We start from the raw sequence: 25,188 nt of genomic DNA on the forward strand, positions 1-25,188 counted from the left end.
AAGTCGCAAAGTTCGTTTACAAAAATACTATTTTAGGCACAAAGAATTTGACTCCGTATGGGCATTAAAACAAAAAGGCCAAAAATAAAAGGCTAAAAAAGGCTGAAAAGTCCTATTAATAAAGGTTTTCTTAATAAAAAGCTCTAAATTAAGAATTAGTACGAAATGCCCAATAAATACCATTTAATTACTGTTTAAACATTCTTTAATTACAATTTACAGCCCTTAAAGGGGCTTTTTCTTTTATATAGGTAAATCAATTACCATAAATACTTAAACACCCTTAAAATAAAGGATTTGAGGCTTTAAAAATCGTTATCCGTTTCCAATGAAATACAATTAAAGTTTAACAAAATTAGTCCTGTAAAATTGGCTAAAAATAGCTTAATTTCTAAAATGGGTGTACCAATGGGTGTACTAATGGATGTACTTTTTAGGTCTTAAAACGTCCTTTAAGTTACATCAAAATATACCAAAATAGATATAAAAACACTGTTTTCCTTTAGAATAACACCCCAAAATACCCAAAATAAAGACTATGTAAATGTACAAAACATTGATTTTCAATAAATTATAAAATATTACTGGTTTTTTAACTTGTTTTGGGATAATAAAGAGAACAATTGCTGATAATTAGCTTCAAGATCATCAATTCTTTTGAATAAGTTAGACGGGTCGGGAAAATCAAATTTGAAAGCTCCTTTAAGCTCCCATACTTCCTTTATAAAACTTGGATCAATACTTATATTGGGATAATCACTTCTATCCAAAGTATCTGACTTACAAATAAGATTATTATATATTTTAATTCTATTCAGGCATCGTTTGGATAAATTTTTAATTTGTTATTAACAAAGGAAAAAGTTGTCCTTTCAGGCAACTCTCTTTCTTAAATTGTGTGCTAAAGCATGTAATCCGAACTCCAGTTCTACTTTTTTAAGGCCTTTTAGGGTAAAACGCTTAAATCCATTACAATGTTTCAGATGTGCAAACACAGGTTCTACTTCAACCGATCGTTGTTTTCGTTTTTTGATGCCTTCCTGACTGGTTAGAAGTTTTCGTATTTTTTCTTTGTACTGTTCCAGATGATGATTCCTTTCCACGCTGCGGTTTTCCTTAGATCCGTGACAGACGCCTCTTATCGGGCATCCGTTACAGTTCCTTGCCTGGTAATGCGAGAGTTTCTGAACACAGCCGGTTTTTGTTGTCCTGGTGCTCTCATGTGTCTTTTCCATTCTCTGCCCCATTGGACAGACATAAAAATCCTCTTCAGCATTGTAATGCAGGTTTTCTTTACTGAAAGTTTTGTGTTTAGCCTGATAATAGGCATCCTGTTCCTTATCAAAAGTATTGTACTTTACATACGGGGTCATGTTTTTTCCCTCCAATAGTTCGTAGTTCTCTTCGCTTCCATAACCTGCATCGGCAGTGAGCTCTTTCAGATCAGCCATCTTTTCTTTTCCGTATAACCTTTCAAAATTCTCAAGGTGGCCTTTTAATGTGTTGAAGTCATTGGTGTGCTGATGAACCGTATAGTTTAAAATGAATTGATTCTCCGTGGAGATCTACGCATTATAAGCGGCTTTAAGCTGGCCGTTCTGCATATGGTCATCCTTCATCCGCATAAAGGTAGCATCAGGGTCGGTCTTGCTGTAAGAATTCCTTTCTGCCAGAATTGCTTCCTGCGCCTGGTATTTGTCAAGGTTTTTCTCAAAATTATTTCTCATGTAATTCAGCTTGGCCCTGGCCTTTTTATCAGAATCGGTCTTAGTTCCCCTGCCTTTTAATTTGGCATTGATGTTCTCTACCGTCTGCCGGATTTTTTCTTTGCTGATTTCTTTAAATTCAGGGGACTCAGGATCTTTATCCTCTTCCTGGGCAACACTTTGGGCGTACTTCCAGAGCTCTTCCAGCTGACCGAGCATCTTCTCCTTATTGGTTTTAATGGAATTGGCCCAGACGAAAGTATAGCGGTTAGCCTGGGCTTCGATTTTGGTCCCGTCCACAAAAGCCTGCCTCAGGCTTATCAGGCCTTCTTCTGCCAAAAGCAAAACAACCTGCGAAAAGATATTCTTAAAGGCAGCTTCCAGCTTGTTGGTACGGAAACGGTTAATGGTATTATGATCTACAATGCTCATATTGGAGAGCCACATTAAATTGATGTTCTCCCGAAGGGCTTTTTCTATTTTCCGTGACGAGTACACATTGTTCATATAGGCATAAACCATCACTTTAAGCATCATGACAGGATGATAGCTCGGATTGCCTTCCTTGCTGTACGCTTTTAGAAGCGGAGCCATATTTATTCTTTCCAAAATGCCGTTTACAACCCGTACCGGATGATTCTCAGGAATCAAATCATCAAAACTGTAGGGAAACAACACGGTCTGGTTCTGATTATAATGCTTGAAATTCATAAACAACTATCTGATTATCAAACATAAATTTACAAATTCTTACAATCATATACAAAAAAATCCGCCTCAGTTGTGAGACGGATTCATTTTTAGCTTTCGATTGAATTATTATCTTTTTTAAATGCCTCAATCATTTTATCCCTTGTGTCTTTAGGGAGATTTTTCCTTTCAGGATACGGATTGCTTTTAAATTCTTCTCTCTTTTTTAAATATTGTTCCCTTGTGGCTGGAACTCCCTTTTGCAAAGGTTTGATTTCAATTTTTTTCTTTTCAAGGCCTATTGCTTTGAAAGCATGATAACTTTTTTCGTCGTTGACTTCTAATATTAAACCTGTTAAACCTTTGAACCTATACGGCCCCTCAGATATTGGAATGTCCTTTGTGTACCAAGCTGTATAAATTCTGTTATTAAATTTTGTTGTGGCTTTATTGCACTTATATCCAAGTATGGTTTTAACATCCGTATAATTAGTGTCCCAATTTAAATAATTATTCTCAAATGTGAAAAAATCTTTATTTATGTTTGCTGTCACAAATATCTGTGAACCTTTTCTATACACTGTATAACCAATTTTATATTTAGGTAGATCACCAGTGTTAATATTAACATTTTTATTGTTCATGGCATCAATTGACGCCTGATCAAAAACCTTTTTCACAGCCATATACTGCTGACTGTAATATATCGATGAATTAGGGTTAAAATCCAATATCATAAGTTCTTTTAACCTGTGAGTGGGGTCTGTATCTGTTGTATCTCTAACAAAATAATATTCATACTGAACTTCTATATCAGACATTGAACTGTCATTTTTTTGAGAATAAACAAATCCAAAGAAAAGCAATAATAAAATTAAAAAGTATTTACGCATCGTGAAATTTTAGTTGTTGGTTTATGGCCACATTCCTGCCATAATAGGATTAGTAAAAGGTGCTGAGCAATCATCTTCCATTTGCTGAGCATCAACCAGCCAGCATTGTGGGTCATCTTGTGCAGTAATTTCAATTACTTGAGTGTAGCCACATGATGAAGTAATAGTGATTGGATGATACTTTGCTTTGGAAACAACTCTAACTTCTTTTGTTTCTGTTTTAACTTCGGCACTCTTTGCGCTTACTAATCCAGCAACACAAACGGTTGCTAACAAAATGATTTTTTTCATTACATTAATTTTTTGGTTTGATAAATGTATTAATATTAAACACCTGTATTTTATATAAAAGCCATGAAACTTTACATAATTTACATTTGCATATTTATAGCAAAGATTTATTTATTCGTTACGGATAACCGTAATGTAGTTTGGAAATTTTTTTTATTACTGTTTCAATAGCTTTTAAACCGTGGTTAAAAATAAAAAAAGCATCAATTTGGACGCTTTTAAATTTTAGTAGTGTAAGTGATTTTTTGGGCATTTGGTTTCTAATTTATGTACATTTGGTTTTCGCGATTATATCCGTCAAATTTAAATGCTGATCTAATCTGAAAGCCCAGTCTCAAAGACAATCTTTGATCATTCGTTTTCTGTCATTTGTATTCTGTATTTTTCATATAATCTTTCGTTGACTTTCTTTTAAAAATACAGGTTATACATTTTATCAAAGATAAAATCCATGTGCCTCAGAACGTAAGCTTAAAGAATAACTTTATGCCTTTGCGAGCCAATAACTATGCTTTATTTTGTTTCAACAGCATCATCAAAATTACAGGAATTCCAAATACTGAACTTATCACATTCAGAGGAATCTGAGATTTTTCCGCTATAATTGAGAAGAGAAGCATCATCAGCATTCCTAAAAACATATTTAAAATCCATTGCTGCCAGAGTTTTGCAGGATTATAGATCAAACGGCAAAAATGAGGAACAATAATTCCAATAAATAAAACAGGTCCTAAAAAAGCCGTTACCGATGCAGAAAGCAGGGAAGAGGCTACAATAATCAGAAGCTTTAACTGGTTTAAATTAACTCCTAAACTCTGTGCATAGGAACTTCCAAGTGAATTACCGATCAACGGTTTTATGCTTCTGAAACAGATTAATGATCCGGACAGTACCAGTAATGCCAATACATAAATCTGGTTTCGGGACACCATATTATTGGCTCCGAAAGACCATAAAATATAGTTTTTTAAACTTTGATTCTCCGCGTAAAACTGCAGCAGTGAAACGATAGCTCCCGCAAAAGCTGAAACCAGAAAACCGAAAATAATTAAGTAGGATTTGTCCTGGAATTTATTGGACATCGATAACAACACCAACATCAACGCTAAACTTCCGACAATGGCGGATAAGCTTAAAAAGCTGTTCTGAAGAAAATCCGGAAGCAAAACGTCATGGGAGAAGAAGATGTAAAATGCAACAGATAAACTGGCAACGGAAGTAATTCCTAAAATATCGGGCCCGGCTAAAGGGTTCTGAAAATATTCCTGCATCAGAAAACCTGACGTGGGAATTGAAATTCCGGCCAACATCATGACCAACACCCGGTTGATACGGATTTCAGCAATCTGGCTGTTGGAAGAATCCTGAAAAAAATCGTAAAAATTCAAACTCAAAAATCCTGTGTTCAGGTTGATCACCGCAGTCAGTACAATAGTGATCAATAAAACCAGACACAGGATTTTAAACCTATTCGACATACAATAGTCTCAAGTTTATTTTAAAAGGGAATTAATTTTCTCATTAAGCTGTTCTTCACTGATCATTCCCAAAGTTTCGTCAGTTTTATCGCCTTTTCTCATGAAGGTAAAAGGAATGGCACTGCCGGTCCATTCTTTGAAATGGGTGGAAAAGAATTTTCCATCCAACAGATCCCCATCCAGTATAACCGTATTATTACGGATTCCCTGCTCATCTGTGAACTTCGGAACATCTGTATTCCAGACATCTTTATTATCAAGGCTTACAAATGTAATTTTTACAGGTTTGCCATTAAGTTCCTGAATTTTATTTTTAAAATGCGGAATTTCCTTTACACACGGGCCACACCAGGTAGCAAAAAAGTTGGTTACATACAGCGTATCATTCTTTTTACCCAAAAATTCAGAAGTTTGCTGAGGTGTTACTATTTTTAAAGCTGCAGGAGTACTGACAGGTTCGGCTACTGAAACGGAATCCGTTGCAGCATTCAGGTCTTCAGTTTTGGGACTTTCCTTTTTACAGCTTGAGAGTGCAAATACAACAAACGTGGATAAAATTATCTTATTCATAATTATTTTTTATCTATTTTTGAATTGAAGTTATGGAACAACAAATCTATAAAGGGAAACTTACGCAGTTTCACTGGTTAAAAATAACGAAAAAGGAAGAACTGACCAAAAATACTTTTTCCCTGGAACTTGAGATTCCTGGGAATTTAGAGAATACATTTCAGTTTGAAGCAGGGCAGTTTGTCAGTATAAAATTTAAGTCGCATGGTGAGCAGGTCATTAAGGATTACTCGATGACTTCGGCTCCCTATGAGAAAAAAATAACATTAGGAATAAAGATCAGTTCTGCCGACGGCGCGGCTGCACAATTATTCAGGAATTACGGAGCTGGAGATATGCTGCTGGTAAGCGAACCGGCCGGAAGGTTTACTTTGGTAGCAAAGCCTCATGAATTCCGGACGATTGTAGGATTTGCCGCCGGCATAGGAATTACTCCTGTTTTAAGCCACTTTAAAAATATTCTTCATAATGAGCCCCGGACAAGGTTATTTTTATTTTTCGGGAATAAAAGTTCCGAAGATCTTGTCTACAAAGAAACTTTGGATCAGCTGGTCCGGATGTATGGTGACCGGTTGCAGATTTTTTATTTCTTTTCACAGGAGAAGACCTTCAATCATTTCTTTTACGGAAGGCTGGATGAGAAAAAGTTAAATTTAATCATTAATCAGATTCTTCATATTGATGATACCGATGAAGAGTCTACCATTTGGGACGCCGTGGATGAAGTGCTGATCTGTGGAAAAGGGGAGATGATTAAAAGCCTTGCCAACGCATGTTATCACCATGGCATCCCGAAAAAAAATATTCATTTTGAACTGTTCGAAGAATTTAATGACGATATTTATCCTATTGAAAAAGAATTTCCGTTAATTGAGAATGTTGAAATGGATTTCCGGATATCGGGAATGCAGTATCATACAGCGTTACCGGATAATACGGAAAAAATTCTCCAGCAATTGTTAGTTCAGAAATTTCCTGTTCCGTATTCATGCAAATCGGGAATTTGCGGAAGTTGTGAATGTATTCTTGAAGAAGGTGAGGTGGAGTTACTTGAAAATGAATACTTAACGGAAGGTGAGGAACAGAAAGGACATATTTTAGCTTGTATGTCGATTGCGAAAAGCAAAAAAATAAAGCTTAACTTTGATCTGAGTTGAAAATTCTTAAGAACATATTTAATCTTGGCCTGATATCGGTAGAAATTGGTATACTGTTAATATGCCTTGCCAATGCATGGGTTTTTGCCCTCACCGGAGGAAGAACCTACACGAAGATTTCAAAAATACCACCCCGGGAAATAGCGTTGGTACTGGGTACCTCCCCAAAAATGAGATCCGGGCTTTCCAACCCATATTTTACCAAAAGGATGGATGCTGCAGCCTTACTTTATCATCACGGAAAAATAAGAAAGATTATCGTAAGCGGTGAAAAAAGCAAGGGATATAATGAGCCGGCAGCGATGAAGACTTATCTGGTTTATCAGGAAGGTGTTCCCGCAGACATTATCATAGAAGATCCCAAAGGTTTCAATACTTACAAAAGTATTCTTCGCTGTAAGGATGTTTATAAGAAAGATGACGTGATCATCGTCTCGCAGGGGTTTCATAATTTACGAGCCCTGTTTTTTGCACGGAATAACAATATGAATGCACTGGGTTTCGATGCTCAGGACGTTTCCAAGGCAGAAAGCTACTACAGAAACCAATTCAGGGAAGTTCTCGCCAGAGTGGCTGCTGTAGTATATTTTACATTGGGTATTTCTCCGGATTAGAAAGGATATCCGAAGGCGATATTTAATGTAGGTTTGAAAGGCTGAAAACTTTTCAGTCTCCATTTTTCACCGTCCGGCTTATTCGGATCATATATTTTATACGCCAGATCCAGTCTTAGGGTGATATAAGCTACATTTACCCTTAAACCAAACCCACTGCCGACACCGACCTGCCCTAAAAATTTATTGAATTTAAATTCATCATTATAGCTGTTGTTATAGTTTTTCAGACTCCATGTGTTACCGATATCCGTAAAAACAGCTGCCTCGTACATATCCGTAATCGGCATCCGGTATTCGATATTGGTGGTTAATTTAACGTTCTCTGTCATATAGGTCCTAACTCTTTCATCCACCTGAGAATCCGCAGGCCCCAAACCGCCAAAAGCAACCCAGGCTCTGATATCATTGGATCCTCCGTTAAAATAAGATCTGATAACAGGCATGGTAGAGGAGTTCCCGTACGGAACACCAACGCCGACAAACTGACGGAGCACCAACGTATTTCTGTTCATTTTAAAATATTTTCTTACATCGATATCAAACTTGACAAACTGGGCATAAGGAATCCCGAAAATGGTTCTCTGGGGACTGGTAAAGATACCGCCTCCGTCATCTCTTTTTTGATTGAAAATACTCAGAATGTTACCCGCTAATTCTATTTTTCCGTTGAAATAAAAGGCATTCGGATAGTCTTTGTTTCCGATTTCGTTATAAACAAAATTATAAATCATCGAAGAAATAATCACATCCTGCGTCTGTCTCTCCTTATTGATCAATGTTCCGGCAAAAGCGCTGTAAAGATCCTTACCCTGCTGATCCAGATTCTGAATATAGTCCTGGTCACGGATGATCAATTCGGAAACCTGATCTATGGAAAATATGCCTGCCTCAAAATCCTGCTTTATGACAGGATGAGTGACGAAATAATCATTAAACATCTCCTCTCTGATACTGTTGTCATTAGGGAAATAATCGTAGTAGGCCGCTTTATTTTTCGTTAAACTCAGCTGGCTATTAAAAAGGGTAAGCCGGTGAGAAACTTTATCATTGACCGTGGCCATATAGTTTAAGCCGGTATTGAAATTTACTCTTCCCAAGCCGATATTGTTCTGAACCGACGCTCCCAGGACAATAGACGAAGTCGGGCTGTATCTTTTCGGAAGCCATTTATAGTAATCAAACGGCAACAGCAGTCTTGGAAAGTTCAGAGACGCCTGGGCCGATATTTCGTAGGCTAAAACTCTTTTACTGATATCCTTGGTGCTTCGAATCGAACCGAAAGTTCCTGCAAGGCTGGTAGAAAGGTTTTCGGCACCATTAAAAACATTTCTTGTTGTAATGTCAATAGAAGGTGATACACCGAGATTCAACAGTTGCGAATAGTTTACATCAGTTCCTACCTTTAATTCATATTTCGGAAGTGGTTTTAACACATACATTACATCTACGATACTGTCATTGGGAGCGGTTCCGCCGCCCCTTCTTAAGGAATCCTTCGCTTTCAGAATACTGAAATTGTTCATCGATAAAAGATTTCTTTTGGTAAGGTCCAGTTTTTTCTGATCATAAACCTGCTTGTTCCCAACGATAACAGCCCTCCACAATGAGCGTGTTTTATATTTATCGTTCATCTTGTGAAAATTAATTCCCCTTAAGCTGTCTCTTCTGGTTTTTCTGGGGAAATCGGCCATATCATCAACGATCGCAACATCTATATTACCGATAGTTGCCCTCTTATATGGTGAGTCTGTAGAATCACGGTGTATTTCCAGAGTCAGGGGAACCTGCTTTCTGCTTTTTAAAGAATCTGCGACAAAATAAATTTCATCTCCGAGACTGTTGAATTTATAATACCCGAACTCCCGCATCTGATCGTTGATCCTGGTCACCTCTTTTTCGAGAACCGTCTGATCAAGAATTTTACCGGATCGTATAAGACTTTCATGTATCTTCTGCTGATAGAGGTTTTTAACGGTAGGATCGGTAATATTATAATAATATTCTTTAATGATCGTGGGATCATTGTGGGTAATAAAATAATTGACGGCAGCCTTTTTAGCTGCAGAATCAAGCTTGTGCTCAAATTTTACCTCTGCATCCCAGTATCCTCTGTATGTTAATCTTTTTTCTATGGATTCGGCTCCTTTTTCAGTTTTTGTCTGATCCAGGATGACAGGAGGAGAACCCCAGCTATGATAAAGTCTGTCGAGGAACAGGCTTTTGCCGACACTGCTTTTCATATTGTATTTCAGAAACAGGGAATCTCTTAATTTCTGATTTCTCATTTCGCCCGGATAGGTCATATATTCATTAAGAATCGTATCATATTTTGGGTTGGCAGCATTGTACAGCCAGAGACTCAACGGCATGAAAAGTAACTGCTTTTTATTGGGTTTTTGCTGGGCATAACCTTTTAACTCACTGTCAAATGGCTGTTTTTTATCTTCAAATTCAAAGGTATTGGAAGTCAGCAGAAACTCACCATCCGGAACTTTTTTAGTTGTACTGCAAGCATAAAGGAGACTAACAAATGTTGCAAATGAAATAATTTTATAATATTTTTGAGGAGAATTCTTATAATGCTTACAGCTCATACAATAAAAATTTTACAGTCTTTAGATAAAAAGAAGTTCAGACAAAAATACAATTTGTTTTTGGTTGAAGGTAATAAAATCATTTCCGAACTTTTTAAATCTAACTTTAAAATTAAAGAAATTTTATCTACCGATCCGCAAAAACTGGACCGCACAGATACGCCTGTTACTCATATCTCTGAAAATGAGCTCAGAAAAATAAGTTTCCTTAAAACGCCGAAGGATTCAATAGCGATCTGTTATCTTAATGAGGAGAAAAAACTGGAAGACAGAGAAGTGCAGCTGGTATTAGACGGGATTCAGGATCCGGGTAACCTGGGCACGATCATAAGACTTGCAGACTGGTTCGGTATTGAACAGATCATCTGCAGCGAAGATACCGTCGATTTTTATAATCCTAAAGTTATTCAGGCAACGATGGGATCTTTTACCCGGGTGAACATTGTGTATACAGATCTTGTCGATTATCTCTCCAACACGGACAATATCAATATCGGAACCGATATGGAAGGGGAAAATCTTTATTCCTTCGATAAGCCTGAAAAATTAAATCTGATTCTGGGAAATGAGGGCAACGGAATGCGGCCTGAAACTGAAAAATTACTTCACAAAAGCATCAGCATCCCACGATTTGGAAAGGCACAGTCTACAGAAAGTCTCAATGTGTCGATGGCCGCGGGAATTATTTTAGGACAATTATATTCCTGAGAAAAAGAGAGACTGGAAGTCAGCAATTAAATGATACTTTATTCATCTGACCTCCAGTCTCCAGTTCATATAAGCTGTTCCATACTCGAAACACTTTTATTTTTCTGATAAGTTTCTAATTTCTTTCGAAGAAACTTTAAGGCAACAGGAGCAAGATAAATCAGAACCGCGCCCACCAGTTTTTTCTTCCAGTTGGAACTTTTCATATTCTTCTTGGCAAAATTACCTATTAATGCAGTAATTCCTAGTCTGACAAGAGTGTCAACTGCTCCTGAGCTCTTGAGAGCAGATCCCGCCAGTTCTTTAGCCGTATTTTTATTGATAAATGTATCCTTCATCTCTGAAGTAAGCTGCTTCACAATAACATCTTTTCTGAGAACGATTTTTTCTTCACCATTTTCATCAACCTGTTCCTGCAGGTAATCATCGGTAAAGCCATTGGTAAAAGCGCTTAAACTCTCTTTCGTATTTTTGAACGTAAGGAGGCTTTCTAAATCACTAATTTCACTTTTTAGTAAGTTTTTCTTTCTCCTTAGCTCTTCTAAACTTTCATACTTTCTGCCCATAGCTTAATGATTTAAAAATTTAATAACCTGATCTGCTACATAATTTACGATTTTCTTCTTAAATACAAGGATAAAAATCATCATCAGAAGATAAAATGCAGCGACAACTAAAAATCCGTAGGAATGATCACCAAGTGCTCTTCCTATCAGAAATGCAATCCCGAAGTTGAAAAGGATGAGAAAAAAAGTGAAGGTAACCAATAATACGACAAAGTAGGTAATCATTCCCGCTGACAGTGAAGACTTTTCTGTGGCTTCAATTTTCAGCAGATCTATTCTCTTGGAAGCATATTCTTTTATAGTTTCAATCATTGTTTTTATTTAAAGTTACAAAAAAAGGAACTTTCTTGTACAAAGTTCCTTCCATAATTTACCTAAAAAATAAATTATTTATTTTTTTAGATCATTCAATCCTGCTTCTACATCTTTTACTACGTCTGTAGTTTTAGAAACGATCTGATCTTTATATTTATCATATCCGTCTTTCACGGTACCTGCTACATTATTAGCTGTTTCTTTGAAAGTAGAAGAGATATTACCGTACTGATCCTTCACTTTTTCGGATACGTCTTCATACTTGCTTTTTGCCTGATCTTTCAGATCGTTAGCTTTGGTTTTAATTTTCTTTCTTGTTTCTTTACCTTCTTCAGGAGCATAAAGCATTCCCAAGATTACACCTGCTGCAGCACCTGCAAGGAGTCCCGCTAATAAACCCGCTGTATTGTTTCCTTTTCTAGACATTTTCGTTTCTTTTAATAGTTAATAATATTAGTTTTCCTTGCTGTCATAACAACAATTAATATACCAAAGGATCGTTATCCCTATTAAAAATTATTAAATCTTTTGAATGTGCAACAAGATGCTCTCAATAGTTTCCTTTTTACTTAAGCTTGTATTATCAATAACAATAGCGTCATCGGCCTGCTTCAGAGGAGCGATTTCCCGTTCGCTGTCGATCTTATCACGCTCAATTAGGTTTTCTTTTACCTTTTGTTCATCTGCCTTAATGCCCAACGTAATAAGTTCCTTATACCTTCTTTTTGTTCTCTCATCGATACTGGCGGTAAGAAAGAATTTAAAGTCTGCATCCGGCAGAACTACGGTCCCGATATCACGTCCGTCCATGATAATACCGCCTTTCTCTGCCAGGCTGCGCTGAGACTGTAATAAGAAATCACGGACTTCCTTCTGTTTGGCTACCAGGCTTACCTGTTCGGAAACTTCATTAGAACGTATGGCTTTTGAAATATCAATATGATTCAGGAAAAGGACAAGCTCTCCGTTGTTATTCCTGAATTCTAGCTCAATCTGATCAAATGATGCAAATAATTTTTGCAGATCAATGGAGCCGTCATCGTAAAGGCAATTCTGAAGGGCAAACCAGGTAACACCACGGTACAGCGCGCCGGTATCCAGATGAATAAGTCCCAGTTTATCAGCAATAACTTTAGAAATTGAACTTTTCCCGGTAGACGAGTACCCATCGATAGCAATTACAGGTTTTTTCATACCGCAAATTTCAAGAAATTTTCTTAAAAATCAAGAAACCTCAAGATATTTTCTTAAGGTTTCTTTTATATTATCCCGGAATCTGTTTTAAATTAATTCATTAACTAAAAAACAAATGGTAAAAATTTTAAAACAGATTTTAATACTGTTAATATCCTGCGTGACTGCTAAGGTCTACGGAAACACCTATCTGATTGACATTTGAAGCATTGTGATATCTGATGTGGGCATAATCTACCCGGAATCTCGAAAGTTTGATTCCAAAACCAGCCGAAAGACCCGAAAAGTTGCGCTGATCGGCTACCGCAAGTTCATTGCCCCGTTTTGCATTATATCCCAGCCTTATATTAAAACCTTTTTCAGGAAAAAGTTCGGCTCCGACAGAAAAGTGATCTGCAATTTTTCTTCCGGTATTTACTTCCTGACCATTTACATTATATTCAGATGAGATGTCAAACTGCTGAAGGTCGTGTGCGGTAACGGTAATGGCAAGAGGAATTACTTTTAAAATTTTAGTATACCCTACATCCACCCTGAAAGGAAGATTTTCTCTTGTTCCGTTAAAGGATTTAAACTGATATCCGAAATTTCTTGCAACCAGTGAAAGAACTTCTTTTCTTTTTTTATTGTGATAGGTAACACCGGCTGTTCCGGAGATTGCTGATGAAGTATAGTTATCGATTTTTGAAGTAATGAAATTAAGGCCTCCTCCGATCGTCCAGTCTTCTTCAAACTGGTAGGCATAGCCGGCACCTACAGAAACATCCGACGCTGTAAAAGTGCCATTTTCGAAACCGCTTTCATCGGTTCTGGGAATATCTCCATAACTCATATAACGGGCATTGATGGTCGCCATATGGCCGTTATCGAAATCTTTGGCATAAGCAATTGTCCCGTATTTGGAGTCGGCAAGATAAGCGGTAGCATTTACAGACAGCTGCTTATCAGAATCTTTATTCAGCAAAGCCGGGTTGGCAATAGCAAAGGAAACATCATGATCTCTTATGGAAATTGCATCACCGCCTAAAGCAGCCTGTCTTGCCGATACAGGAATATTTAAAAACGGGTAAACATTTGTTCCTGTTTGTGCATAAGAAACAATTCCTGACAGAAATAATGAAAAAATGATAATTTTCTTCAATTCAGTTTATTATTAATGCAAAAATAATCCTTTTTCGTACTTTTCAAAATATTTATGACATTATTTATAGGTAAATATATAAGTTTTGTGAAAATTGTGGTTTTAGTGGTGAGCGTGCTGCTTTTCATCACTGAAAGAAAGTTCGTTTTATAAATTTTTTGTTTATAGGCTAATCGAATATAAATCTCAACATTTTTCAGATGAACCGCCTGGAATAATCATGGAAGCTTTAAATAAAAACAGACCGGATTAATCTGGTCCGCCGATGACCTTGAAAATATTTTTCGTTATTGAATGAGAAAGCCCCTGGGAAAGGATTTGACACAACAATCAAAAATTATAATCTATAATTTACAATCAATATTATTAATGATTATATTTGCACAACTAAAAAAGTTATTAAAAATTAAAGATGAAATATAAAAGAATCCTTCTAAAACTTAGTGGTGAGGCCTTAATGGGGAACAGACAATACGGTATTGATAACGACAGGCTGCAAGAGTATGCTGTAGAGATCAAAAAAGTGGTGGAAAAAGGTTGTGAAGTTGCCATTGTAATTGGAGGAGGAAATATTTTCCGCGGAGTAGCCGGAGCTGCAAAAGGAATGGACAGGGTGCAGGGTGACTATATGGGAATGCTTGCCACCGTCATCAACGGTATGGCTTTACAGGGAGCTCTGGAAGATGTGGGAATTAAAACCAGGCTGCAGTCTGCCATCGAAATGGACAAAGTAGCGGAACCTTTCATCAAGAGAAGAGCTGTAAGACATCTTGAAAAAGGCAGGGTAGTGATCTTCGGCGCAGGAACCGGGAATCCTTACTTTACTACTGATACCGCAGCCACATTAAGAGCTATTGAAATCGGTGCCGATGTTATCCTGAAAGGAACAAGAGTAGACGGAATCTACGACAGCGATCCTGAGAAAAACGAAAATGCGGTAAAGTACAACTCATTGTCTTTCGATGAAGTTTTTGAAAAAAACCTTAAAGTAATGGATATGACAGCATTTACTTTAAGCCATGAAAATAAATTACCAATCATTGTTTTTGATATGAACAAAGACGGAAATCTGGTGAAGATCGTAGATGGAGAGAATGTTGGTACTTTAGTTGATTTGTAATAAGTTCAGGATGTAAAGTTTTTATATGAAAAGTTTACGTTCCGGACATTACTTATTTATAAAATATGTGTAACCTATCAAATTTTAATTATATAATGGAAGAATTAGATCTTATAGTAGAGTCAGTACAACATGACATGGAAGCAGCTGTTAAGCACCTGGATCATGCATTTCAAAGAATCAGAGCGGGCCGTGCGTCCACGAATATGGTTCAGGATGTTATGGTAGAATATTACGGAGCACTTACTCCTATCAACCAGGTTGCGAATGTTTCTGTACCGGATGCAATGACGATTTCTATTCAACCTTGGGACTCAAAAGCCATTAATGATATCGAAAAAGCGATCGTTAATTCGAATTTGGGTTTTGCGCCTTCCAATAACGGTGTTAATATTATCCTTAACGTACCGCCTTTAACAGAAGAAAGAAGAAGAGATCTGGCAAAGCAGGCGAAAGGAGAAACTGAAGATACCAAAATCGTTGTCAGAAATGCAAGACAGAACGGTTTAAAAGAGCTTAAAAAACTTGATGGTGTTTCTGAAGACCTTATTAAAGGTACAGAAGCAGAAATCCAGGTTTTGACCGATAAATACGTAAAAGCCTGTGACGATCATCTTAAAGTGAAGGAAGCTGAAATTATGAAAGTATAATTTGCAGTTTTTTTTAATAAAAATGCGGTCTCAAATTTTGAGACCGCTTTGCTTTTAAAGGCATTCCACGCTTTTTTGATCTTTATTTTTCAGAAGATGATGATATCTGGTCATCAGTTCTTTGACATCACATTTTACTTCTCTGTTCGGGATTTTCTCCGGATCTGCATTTTTACCGACTGACCGTATGGTGTAATTTTTTTCCAGACACTGGATCGGATTTTCATCTTTCAGGTATATTCGCTGCTGGTTAATGCTGTCCTTTGTAATGGGTTTCTCAGGCGTGCCTCCGTCAAACTGCCACAAAGTGTCATCTTTAAAAATGAAGAATACCTGATCACTTTTTACGAAATATTTTGTAAGGGACGAAAAGTGGCTGTCCGCAAAAAAATGTTTAACCATTTTTAATTTCTTATTTTCGTAATACAGATAAACTTCTCCCTCAATTTCTTCACAATTATATTTAAACCCTGAGGAATCAAGCTTTCTGGCTAATAATTTATCATTTAAAACAGTGAATTCCTTTTTTATTTCATCGATGGTCTGTGGTGCACTTTCTGTTACTGCAGAAGTTTCTTTACTTACTGAACGGTGGTCTTCAGTCCGAATTCTTTTACCGGGCTCCTGAGTGCATGAAATAAATAACGTTATAATAAGAATAGCAGGTAATATTTTCATATTTAAAAATGATTTGGTTCTCACAATAATATAAAAATTATTTAAATGAGGAACGGCTTCGGTTATTAAAAGAAGTTTAAACAGAAAAAGATCCGGCAAGGCGGATCTTTAAGAGGTATTTTAAAAGAGATTACTGATATCTCTTATGTTCTTTATTTTTACTGAACCTTTTGGTAATAGGCTTGAATAAAGCTTTATACTTTTCTGCATCAAACAGCTGGGAATCCGTAAGGGCTTTATACGTCATCCATACTCCGAAAGGAAAGAGTACCATATTGGGAATCCATGCGGCCAGATACGGATTCATTTTTCCTGACCAGGCTACGTTTTCTACCCCTACATTAATGACATAGAAAACAATGAAAATGACTATGGCGATGATCACCGGAAGACCCATACCTCCTTTTCTAATGATCGATCCCAGACTGGCGCCGATCAGGAAGAAAATAATACAGGTAAAAGAATAGGTAAGGATTCTCTGCTGGTAGATGACAACTTTGCTGAAATACTTCACATTCGGACTGATTTCTCCGTTTTTGGATTCTGCAGTAGTCTTAAGGTTGTCAAGCCTGTTATACGCATTGTAGATCATTTCAAGCTTTTTATCTTTTTTCAGGGTGTCAAGTCTGATCTGAGATTTCGGAGCTGCTTTGGCTTTGTTTTTGTCCATATAGCTGATCACAGGGTTGGCCTGATTCAGAACATCACCTCCTACGGTTTCAAAAAACCTGACGTTATCCTTTTTATTTTTATCAATGGTTTCTTCCAGTTTATTATAAGTCTGAAAACGATAGTCATCTGTGATCTGTTCCTCTTCTATGGCTTTATTGATGATCTCACTGACGTCAAAATGGGAAACCAGCGTATCAAATTTAATGGCCTGATCAGGTTGTTTTAATCTTACATTGTCAGGCTTCCCTGCAATATTATCTTCAAAGACATATCCGTTGTACAAAACAAGTTTCAGAAAGTTTTTATTGGCAGCGGGCACAAATTTTCCCTTTTCAGCTACAATAGACTGTTGGTTTTCGAAAGTGCTGGCTTTTCTGTGGACAAATACGCCTTCAATATTTTCCCCGCTCTCCCCGTAGATTTTATCAAATTTCACCATATACCCCGGAATCTGATCTATAAACTGTCCGGGAGTGAAATTCAGAGCAGGCTTGGTCTGTGCAATATTAAAAAGCATATTTTTGGCCTTCCGCTGAAAATCGGGAATAATATTGTTGGAAAAAAAGTAGAGCATAACCGAGAGTACCATGGTGACCCCTAAAAGCGGAAACATCACCCGCGTCAGAGAGATTCCGGCAGCCTTCATGGCAGCGAGCTCGTACCGTTCGCCAAATTCACCGAAAGACATGATACTGGCCAGAAGAATGGTAAGCGGCAGTACCATACTGATAACGCTTACGCCAAGATAAAAAAGGAGTTTCAGGATTTGCCAGTAGCTTAATCCTTTTCCCATAAATTGTCCCAACTGAACCCAGATAATGTTTACAATAAAGATGAAAAACAATACACTGAATATAAAGAAAAACGGTCCAAAGAAGGTCTTTATGATATATCGGTCTAGTATTTTTAACATTCGCCAAAATTAATCAAAAAGCCACAAAGTTTTCTTTGCAGCTCTTATATTTTATGAAATTTTTATAATTAGACGTAAGTGGGGTGATTCATCACGTATAGGTCTAAGACTTTTTTTAGACTTAAAGGTCTGTAATGACATAGTTCTTATATTTATTTTTGTCGAAAACAAACATATTAGGATCCAGATCCTGATTTTCTTTATAGTCCTTGATCGCAATTACGGCTACATCTTTATTATTTCCGTGCTGCTCGATCTTTACCATCTGTTTTTTGGCAGAATCTACAAAAAGGTATACGTATTTAATGCCGTTTGATTTAACAGGGGTAAGCTTTATGAAATCCGCTTTTACGCCGTTCACCGCTTTTTTTCCTCCATATGTTACGTTATAATCATTCCGGTACGTAGAAAGATAATTAATAGGGGAGAACATTGTGGAACTGCCATTAGGCCGCGCCGTGGTAACTTCCATATCATCCACACTGATGTTGTAGATTTTGTTACCGTCAAAAATCTGTTCGGTGTCCATGATCTTCAGTTTGTACTTGTCACCTGCGGTATAATAAATTCCGGGCTCTGTTTTTGTCACCTGACCGTTTACGCCTGTTCCGAAAGAAAATTTGAAATAAGAATTTTTCTTAGACTTATAATTAGCCGTAATGTCATCAAGGATCTTTTTGGCTTTTGCGTCAATTTTCTGTGCGCTTGCCAATCCTACCGCTCCCGCAACCAATCCGCTCAGTACAACTTTTGATAGTATATTTTTCATTTCTTTTATTTAATAATTTTTAGACTTTATTCCGTTATAAAAGTTAAAATCATGGATTTTAAATTACCTGCGCAAATCTTCCAAAAACTGTTCCAAAGAATGAAGATCACTAATGATGACTTCTCTTGCTTTTGCTCCGTTGAAACCTCCTACGATGCCGCTTGCCTCAAGCTGATCCATAATTCTTCCGGCTCTGTTGTATCCTAATTTCAATTGTCTTTGGAGCATCGAGGTAGAGCCCTGCTGCGTCGAGACGATAATTCTTGCCGCCTCCTCAAATAAAGCATCTTTCTCGTTGGCGTCAAAGCTTCCTACTGAACTTGTTGCTTCTTCGGAAACATATTCAGGAAGCATAAAGGCGGAAGGATATCCTTTCTGTTCGCCGATAAATTCTGCCAGCCTTTCCACTTCCGGTGTATCTACAAAGGCACACTGAAGTCTCAGGATCTCATTTCCGTTAAAATAAAGCATATCTCCTTTACCGATCAGCTGATCTGCTCCCGGCGAATCCAGAATCGTTCTTGAATCGACACTTGAGATCACTCTGAAAGCAGCTCTCGCGGGGAAGTTGGCCTTAATCATACCTGTAATAACGTTAACAGAAGGTCTCTGGGTGGCTACGATCAGATGAATACCTACTGCCCTGGCAAGCTGGGCAAGTCTTGCAATAGGCAATTCGACCTCTTTTCCGGCGGTCATGATCAGATCTGCAAATTCATCTACTACCAAAACAATATATGGCAGATAACGGTGTCCGTTCTCAGGATTCAGTTTTCTTTCAGAGAATTTTTTATTGTATTCTTTTAAGTTTTTACAGAAAGCATTTTTAAGCAGATCGTACCTTGTGTCCATTTCTACGCAAAGAGAATTCAGGGTATTGATTACTTTATTCGTATCCGTGATAATCGCATCATCAGAATCGGGAAGTTTGGCCAGATAATGTCTTTCAATCTTGGAATACAGAGAAAGTTCCACTTTTTTAGGATCTACCATTACGAATTTGAGCTCGCTGGGATGTTTTTTGTAAAGCAATGAAGTAAGAATGGCATTAATACCTACCGATTTACCCTGACCTGTAGCTCCGGCCATCAGCAGGTGAGGCATCTTTGACAGGTCGGCCATGAAAATCTCATTTGAAATAGTCTTTCCGAAAACAACAGGAAGATCCATATCTGTATTCTGAAATTTTTGGGAAGCTATTACCGAGCGCATCGATACCATGGTAGGGTTTTTTCTGGGAACCTCAATTCCGATGGTTCCTTTCCCGGGCATCGGAGCGATAATTCTGATGCCCAGTGCAGAGAGGTTCAGGGCAATATCATCCTGCAGCTTTTTGATGGCAGATACTCTGATCCCTGCTTCCGGCACAATTTCATATAAAGTTACTGTCGGTCCGATCGTTGCCTTAATTTCTGAGATACCCACATTGAAGTTTTTCAGTAAGCCGACAATTTTATTTTTGTTTTCTTCTAATTCCTCCTTATTAATAGAAATCTCCTCATTTCCATACTCTTTCAGGAGCTCAACAGGCGGCATCTGAAATTTAGCCAGATCCAGTTTATGATCATAAAGTCCGTGCTGATCAATCAGATCCTGGGATTTTCGGTCAGTTTCATCCAAAACATCAATAACGGGAGCGACTTCCACATTGAATTTAATTTCTTCTTTTACAGGTTCAGAAGCCACTGGCGTTGGAGTAGGAACAGGCCTGATATCAAAAGCCTCTTCCGGAGTGGAGGTCGGGAAGCTTGGTTTTGTATTTAAATTTAAATTAACGGAAGGTGAAAAATCATGTTTCGGCTCTTCTTCAAATGAAGTATGATTGGGCGTAACGATGGTATCTAAATTGGCAGAAACCGGAACTTCCGGAAATCCTTTCGGTACACTTACCGGCTCTGGCTCCTGAACTTTTTTAGGAATTACAGTTTCCGTTACGGTAACTTTAGGTACATATTCCTCTGCTGTTTCGGCTTCCTCTTCAAGCTCTTTATCAGCTTCAAAGTGTTCATCGGACTTCGGCATCATTGATTTTACCTTTCCGATGGTGTTATCGTTGATCTGATCCAGCTTCGCTTTCACAGAACTCGGTCTTAAATTAAATTCAAGAATGAAATATAACAGAATACTCGATGCCAGTACAAGCCAGAGACCTACGGTACCGATGATGGCATTAAGAGAATCCATGATCTGATATCCGTACACTCCGCTTAAAACACCTCCCTGTTCCTTTGTGAATGCTGCCCCGAAGAAAATAGGGAGCCAACAGATAAAAAACAGAGAATGCCCGACAGTCATCCAGGGCTTGAATGTTTTCTTTTTCAGGATCACGGTTCCGAAAACCAGAAATAAAAATGCGATGATAAATGAAGCGACGCCGATGCTTTCGAAAATAAAAATATTCCCGAGCCAGTCTCCCAGTTTTCCAAAAAGATTTGAAGATTGTATGCTTTTATCCATCATTGTTCCGGCCTGACTCTGGTCTGCTTTCCAATTCATCAGATAAGAGATAAAGGAGAGGGTCAGAACGATAGAAAAAAGGATAAAGGTAAGCCCGAAAAATACGCGGGGCTTAGATAAAAATTTGCCCTTATCAGGCGATTCCTGCTGTTTGTTTTGTGTGTTTTTGTTCATAATATCAATATGACAAATTTAATGTTTTTTAAACATTAAATGAATGCTTTTTTTTGCTTAAAAACTTTATTTTTTCTCCAGATCGCAAGCGGTAAATATTCCCCCTTTTTTCATTTAAATGATTAAAAATATTTAAAATAAAGGAAAGTTCAGTTAAAATACATTTCAATTTTGTTCAGATACCGGATGGATTGTATCTGATGATCTGTCTGACTGTAGTGGCAACTGTTCCTGCTGATTATTTTATGGTACTGGTTCGATATCGGAGTTATAAGAAATTTCATGCAGCAAAGAATGTTCCGCTTGTCATGGTGCGATAAAGAAAACCTGTTAATCAGGCTCAAATATTTAATCCAGCGTGATCGTACGGGATAATTTCAATCAGGATGGCTTCTTTACGGCTGTATCAGATCAGTGGCAATCTTTGTATTTTTGTGAATGATAATTTAATTATTTTGAATCATTCAAAATAACGGCTATAGGCTGCAAAGTGATAAAAAACAGCTTTTTTTATCCTCTTTGTAGTTAATCATGCTTATTTTTGCATGTCAAGTAAATAAATCATGAAGAAGATCCAAGATATTCTTATCTCAACCAGAACAATGGCTGTGCTGTTACTGGTGTATGCATTTGCCATGGCCTATGCAACGTTCTTAGAAAATGACTACGGAACTCCCACAGCGAAAGCATTAATTTATGAAGCAATATGGTTTGAACTAATCATGTTTCTGCTCATTCTCAACTTCATAGGAAATATCGGAAGATACAGACTCTGGAAAAGAGAAAAATGGCCGGTTTTGGTCTTTCACCTCGCCTTCATTCTTATTTTCATCGGAGGTGCGATCACAAGATACATCAGTTTTGAAGGAACCATGCACATCAGGGAAGGAGAAACCTCAAACGAAATCGTAACCGATAAAAATTTTCTCAAAATACAGATCGAAGAGAAGGGCGATATTTTAAATTACCAGGACATTCCTTATCTGATGTCCCCTTTGCATAAAGATCTGAAAGCTACCTACGACTTCCGGGGTAAAGAAGTGAAAGTAACGGCTAAAGAATATGTTCAGAGAAAAAAAGACAGCTTAATCGCTGATCCGAATGGAGTCGAATATCTGCATTTGGTCTCAACGGGAAATACAGGAAGACAGAATATTTTTATCAAGCCCGGCGAAACAAAATCCATCAACGGAACTTTGGTCACTTTCAACAGAGCCATCGATGGTGCCGTAGAGTTTAAAAATGAAGGTGGGAAACTATTCATCAAAACTCCTGTCGATGCGGCTTATATGACTATGGCTACCCAAGCTACGGGAAATACGGTGAAAGACGAATTTCAGCCTTTGGTATTGAGAAGTTTATACACCATCAATGAGCTCAAACTGGTTATTCCTGAAGGACTGAAAAAAGGTAAACTAATGGCTTTTGAAGGCGACAGAAAGAAGGACCAGATGGTGCCTGATGTGTTGACGGTAGAGCTTCAGGGACCTAAAACAAAACAACTCGTTGATCTTTCTGTTGAAAAAGGAAACCCGAATGCCTATAAGCAGGTTACGATGGACGGTCTGAATATTATGGTGGGCTTTGGTCCTAAAATCTACACAACACCATTTGCCCTGAAACTGGATGATTTTGTGATGGAAACTTACCCGGGGAGCTCATCTCCGAGTGCTTATGAAAGTCATGTCAAAATTATTGATCAGGGAAAACAGACACCCTATAAAATTTATATGAACAATGTATTGAACCACGGAGGTTACCGTTTCTTCCAGTCCAGTTTTGATCCGGACAGAATGGGAACTGTTTTATCTGTGAATCATGACTTCTGGGGAACTTTGATCTCGTATATAGGATATGCATTTTTATTCGTAGGAATGTTTGTGATCTTCTTCTGGAAAGGAACTCACTTCTGGAAGCTTAATAAGATGCTGACCGACGTTAATAAGAAAAGGGGTGCGGCTGTACTTTTGCTGTTCCTGAGTCTAGGGCTTAATGCTCAGAAAATTGAAACGCACGGGACCACGGACGGAAGCAGGGAACACATCCACGTAGAGGGAGAAACTCATAATCATGCTCCGGCACCTGAGTCTGCACAGGCTCAACAGCGTCCTCAGCAGAATTCGCTGGCCGCTCCGTTGTCCAAAATGAGAAGCATTTCTCCTGATGAAATCATTGCAAGAAATAAAATCAGCAGGGAGCATGCAGACAAATTCGGATATCTTCTGGTTCAGAATTTTGAAGGAAGAATTGTTCCGATTAATACGGAAGCACTGGATATTTTAAGAAAACTATACAAAAAAGACGAATTTAAGGGAACAGACGGAAAGTCTCTCACGGCAAACCAGTGGTTCCTTTCGATCAATACAGATACGCCGAGCTGGACCATGGTCCCAATGATTAAGGTCGGAACAAAAGGAGGTGATGAACTGAAGAAGAAAACAAAGGCGGATGAGGAAGGCTATACTTCACTAATGAACCTTTTCCCGGCAGATGCCAACGGAAACCTTACTTATATCTTAGAACACGATTACAATACGGCATTCCGTAAGAAACCTTCTGAGCAGACGAACTATGACAAAGAGGTCATTTCCGTAAATGAAAGAGTTCAGATCTTCAATGAGTTTTTCAGCGGGCAGTTTATGAGAATTGTTCCTGTTAAAAATGATGCCAATCACACTTGGCATTCATGGCTTGATCAGAAATTTGAACCGGATATGGAATCTCAGCAGGTGATGGGTCCGTATTTTGCAGAAGCGCTGGCGGCACAGAAATCCGGAGACTGGAGTAAGGCTGATGCTGAGCTGGCGAAACTTTCAGAATATCAGCAGAAATGGGGCAAAGCGGTAGTTCCTGCAAAATCTAAAGTAGATCTTGAAGTGTTCATGAATAAAGTGAATATCAACTTCAAATTATTAATTTTCTATACACTGGTTGGAGGATTATTGCTGATTTTAGGTTTTGTAGAATTATTCAGACCCAATAAGGTTTTAAATAAAATCATTAAGACCATTATTGTTCTTGGAATTGTTGGGTATGCTTTCCATTTCTTGGGACTTGTTGCAAGATGGTATATTTCAGGTCACGCTCCCTGGAGTAACGGGTATGAAGCGATTATCTTCATTTCGTGGGTAGGTATTACAGCGGGTCTTCTATTATACAGAAACTCCAATGCACTGATTCCTGCAGCAGGATTTATGGTGGCCGTTATTATGATGGGATTTGCCCACGGGGGGTCAGCGCTTGATCCGCAGATCACACCGCTGGTTCCGGTACTGAAGTCTTACTGGCTGATCGTTCACGTAGCGATTATTACTTCGAGTTACGGCTTCTTTGCCCTTTCGATGATTATCGCAGTGATCAGTCTGGTATTTTATATTATATCCAATAAAGATACCTATAAGATTCACCACGATACGACACTGAAAGAACTGGTGATCGTTTCAGAAATGTCTCTGACGATCGGTTTATTTGCGCTGACAGTCGGAAACTTCTTAGGAGGAATCTGGGCCAATGAGTCCTGGGGAAGATACTGGAGCTGGGATCCTAAAGAAACCTGGGCCTTTATCTCGATCATGGTATATGCATTTGTGCTCCATATGAGACTGGTTCCCGGCTTAAGAAGCAAATGGGCCTTCCACGTAGCGACCATGTTCGCTTTCTGCTCTATGGTAATGACGTATTTCGGAGTAAACTATTACCTGAGCGGACTTCACTCTTACGCAGCGGGAGATCCTGTTCCGGTTCCGGCATGGGTTTATATAGGCTTGGCAACAATGATACTTTTATCAGCAGCCTCTTATTTTAAATTCAGAACATTAAATAGAAAATAATTTAA

Annotated in this window: 20 protein-coding genes and 1 pseudogene; 6 read left to right on the forward strand and 15 right to left on the reverse strand. The window is 38.0% G+C overall.

The annotated features are described in order from the left end of the window. Positions 1-872: 872 nt before the first annotated feature. The 5 genes and pseudogenes from ODZ84_RS01530 to ODZ84_RS01550 form a co-directional block, all read right to left on the reverse strand. Positions 873-2,417 (reverse strand): annotated as a pseudogene (locus tag ODZ84_RS01530) (IS1182 family transposase). 89 nt (positions 2,418-2,506) lie between these two features. After that, the gene (locus ODZ84_RS01535) at positions 2,507-3,289 is read right to left on the reverse strand and encodes a GLPGLI family protein (RefSeq protein ID WP_266175258.1); all 783 of its coding nucleotides are present in this window, start codon (positions 3,287-3,289) and stop codon (positions 2,507-2,509) included. Positions 3,290-3,310: 21 nt separating this feature from the next. Continuing rightward, entirely contained in the window at positions 3,311-3,580 is a 270-nt protein-coding gene (locus tag ODZ84_RS01540) for a hypothetical protein (protein ID WP_266175259.1), read from the reverse strand. A 506-nt stretch (positions 3,581-4,086) separates the two neighbouring features. Further along, positions 4,087-5,058, reverse strand: a complete 972-nt coding sequence (locus ODZ84_RS01545) for an iron ABC transporter permease (RefSeq protein WP_266175260.1) — start codon at positions 5,056-5,058, stop codon at positions 4,087-4,089. A gap of 15 nt (positions 5,059-5,073) precedes the next feature. Continuing rightward, positions 5,074-5,628, reverse strand: a complete 555-nt coding sequence (locus ODZ84_RS01550; protein ID WP_266175261.1) for a TlpA family protein disulfide reductase — start codon at positions 5,626-5,628, stop codon at positions 5,074-5,076. A gap of 32 nt (positions 5,629-5,660) precedes the next feature. On the opposite strand from ODZ84_RS01550, the gene ODZ84_RS01555 reads away from it, so the two are divergent. Next, positions 5,661-6,785: a flavin reductase family protein gene (locus tag ODZ84_RS01555; RefSeq protein WP_266175262.1), complete on the forward strand. Its 1,125-nt coding sequence runs from the start codon at positions 5,661-5,663 to the stop codon at positions 6,783-6,785. Then, on the forward strand, positions 6,782-7,399 hold the full coding sequence (locus tag ODZ84_RS01560) for a SanA/YdcF family protein (RefSeq protein ID WP_266175263.1): 618 nt from the start codon (positions 6,782-6,784) through the stop codon (positions 7,397-7,399). The genes ODZ84_RS01555 and ODZ84_RS01560 overlap by 4 nt, the downstream gene beginning before the upstream one ends. Here ODZ84_RS01560 and tamL read toward each other — a convergent pair. Then, positions 7,396-9,996 carry a translocation and assembly module lipoprotein TamL gene (gene tamL / locus ODZ84_RS01565; protein WP_266175264.1) on the reverse strand — a complete coding sequence of 867 codons (2,601 nt, stop codon included), beginning with the start codon at positions 9,994-9,996 and terminating at the stop codon, positions 7,396-7,398. The two genes, ODZ84_RS01560 and tamL, sit on opposite strands and share 4 nt — an antisense overlap. Here tamL and ODZ84_RS01570 point away from each other — a divergent pair. After that, complete coding sequence (locus tag ODZ84_RS01570) at positions 9,982-10,704, forward strand: TrmH family RNA methyltransferase (protein ID WP_266175265.1); 723 nt, start codon at positions 9,982-9,984, stop codon at positions 10,702-10,704. The genes tamL and ODZ84_RS01570 overlap by 15 nt on opposite strands. Positions 10,705-10,769: 65 nt before the next feature. Here ODZ84_RS01570 and ODZ84_RS01575 read toward each other — a convergent pair whose 3' ends face one another. The 5 genes from ODZ84_RS01575 to porQ form a co-directional block, all read right to left on the reverse strand. Next, positions 10,770-11,270, reverse strand: coding sequence for a phosphoribosyl-ATP pyrophosphatase (locus ODZ84_RS01575; RefSeq protein WP_266175266.1), 501 nt, complete (start codon positions 11,268-11,270; stop codon positions 10,770-10,772). A 3-nt stretch (positions 11,271-11,273) separates the two neighbouring features. Then, complete coding sequence (locus ODZ84_RS01580; RefSeq protein WP_266175267.1) at positions 11,274-11,582, reverse strand: phage holin family protein; 309 nt, start codon at positions 11,580-11,582, stop codon at positions 11,274-11,276. Between the two features lie 78 nt (positions 11,583-11,660). After that, positions 11,661-12,011, reverse strand: a complete 351-nt coding sequence (locus ODZ84_RS01585) for a YtxH domain-containing protein (protein WP_266175268.1) — start codon at positions 12,009-12,011, stop codon at positions 11,661-11,663. Positions 12,012-12,104: 93 nt separating this feature from the next. After that, the gene (cmk, locus tag ODZ84_RS01590) at positions 12,105-12,779 is read right to left on the reverse strand and encodes a (d)CMP kinase (RefSeq protein WP_266175269.1); all 675 of its coding nucleotides are present in this window, start codon (positions 12,777-12,779) and stop codon (positions 12,105-12,107) included. A gap of 148 nt (positions 12,780-12,927) precedes the next feature. Beyond that, positions 12,928-13,920 carry a type IX secretion system protein PorQ gene (gene porQ / locus ODZ84_RS01595; RefSeq protein ID WP_266175270.1) on the reverse strand — a complete coding sequence of 331 codons (993 nt, stop codon included), beginning with the start codon at positions 13,918-13,920 and terminating at the stop codon, positions 12,928-12,930. Positions 13,921-14,332: 412 nt separating this feature from the next. Between porQ and pyrH the strand changes: the two genes are divergently transcribed. Beyond that, on the forward strand, positions 14,333-15,040 hold the full coding sequence (pyrH, locus tag ODZ84_RS01600; RefSeq protein ID WP_266175271.1) for a UMP kinase: 708 nt from the start codon (positions 14,333-14,335) through the stop codon (positions 15,038-15,040). 95 nt (positions 15,041-15,135) lie between these two features. Next, positions 15,136-15,690, forward strand: coding sequence for a ribosome recycling factor (frr, locus tag ODZ84_RS01605; RefSeq protein WP_266175272.1), 555 nt, complete (start codon positions 15,136-15,138; stop codon positions 15,688-15,690). 54 nt (positions 15,691-15,744) lie between these two features. Here frr and ODZ84_RS01610 read toward each other — a convergent pair whose 3' ends face one another. The 4 genes from ODZ84_RS01610 to ODZ84_RS01625 form a co-directional block, all read right to left on the reverse strand. Next, a complete protein-coding gene (locus tag ODZ84_RS01610; RefSeq protein WP_266175273.1) occupies positions 15,745-16,368 on the reverse strand; it encodes a hypothetical protein in 624 nt (207 codons plus the stop codon). Between the two features lie 130 nt (positions 16,369-16,498). Next, on the reverse strand, positions 16,499-17,953 hold the full coding sequence (locus tag ODZ84_RS01615; protein ID WP_266175274.1) for an LptF/LptG family permease: 1,455 nt from the start codon (positions 17,951-17,953) through the stop codon (positions 16,499-16,501). A gap of 121 nt (positions 17,954-18,074) precedes the next feature. After that, positions 18,075-18,722, reverse strand: a complete 648-nt coding sequence (locus ODZ84_RS01620; RefSeq protein ID WP_266175275.1) for a LolA family protein — start codon at positions 18,720-18,722, stop codon at positions 18,075-18,077. A gap of 63 nt (positions 18,723-18,785) precedes the next feature. Continuing rightward, the gene (locus ODZ84_RS01625; RefSeq protein WP_266175276.1) at positions 18,786-21,353 is read right to left on the reverse strand and encodes an FtsK/SpoIIIE family DNA translocase; all 2,568 of its coding nucleotides are present in this window, start codon (positions 21,351-21,353) and stop codon (positions 18,786-18,788) included. A 563-nt stretch (positions 21,354-21,916) separates the two neighbouring features. Here ODZ84_RS01625 and ccsA point away from each other — a divergent pair. After that, positions 21,917-25,183 carry a cytochrome c biogenesis protein CcsA gene (gene ccsA / locus ODZ84_RS01630; RefSeq protein ID WP_266175277.1) on the forward strand — a complete coding sequence of 1,089 codons (3,267 nt, stop codon included), beginning with the start codon at positions 21,917-21,919 and terminating at the stop codon, positions 25,181-25,183. Positions 25,184-25,188: the final 5 nt, after the last annotated feature.

Origin of the sequence: Chryseobacterium fluminis, from assembly GCF_026314945.1 — a bacterium.
In the GTDB taxonomy this organism is placed as follows: domain Bacteria; phylum Bacteroidota; class Bacteroidia; order Flavobacteriales; family Weeksellaceae; genus Chryseobacterium; species Chryseobacterium fluminis.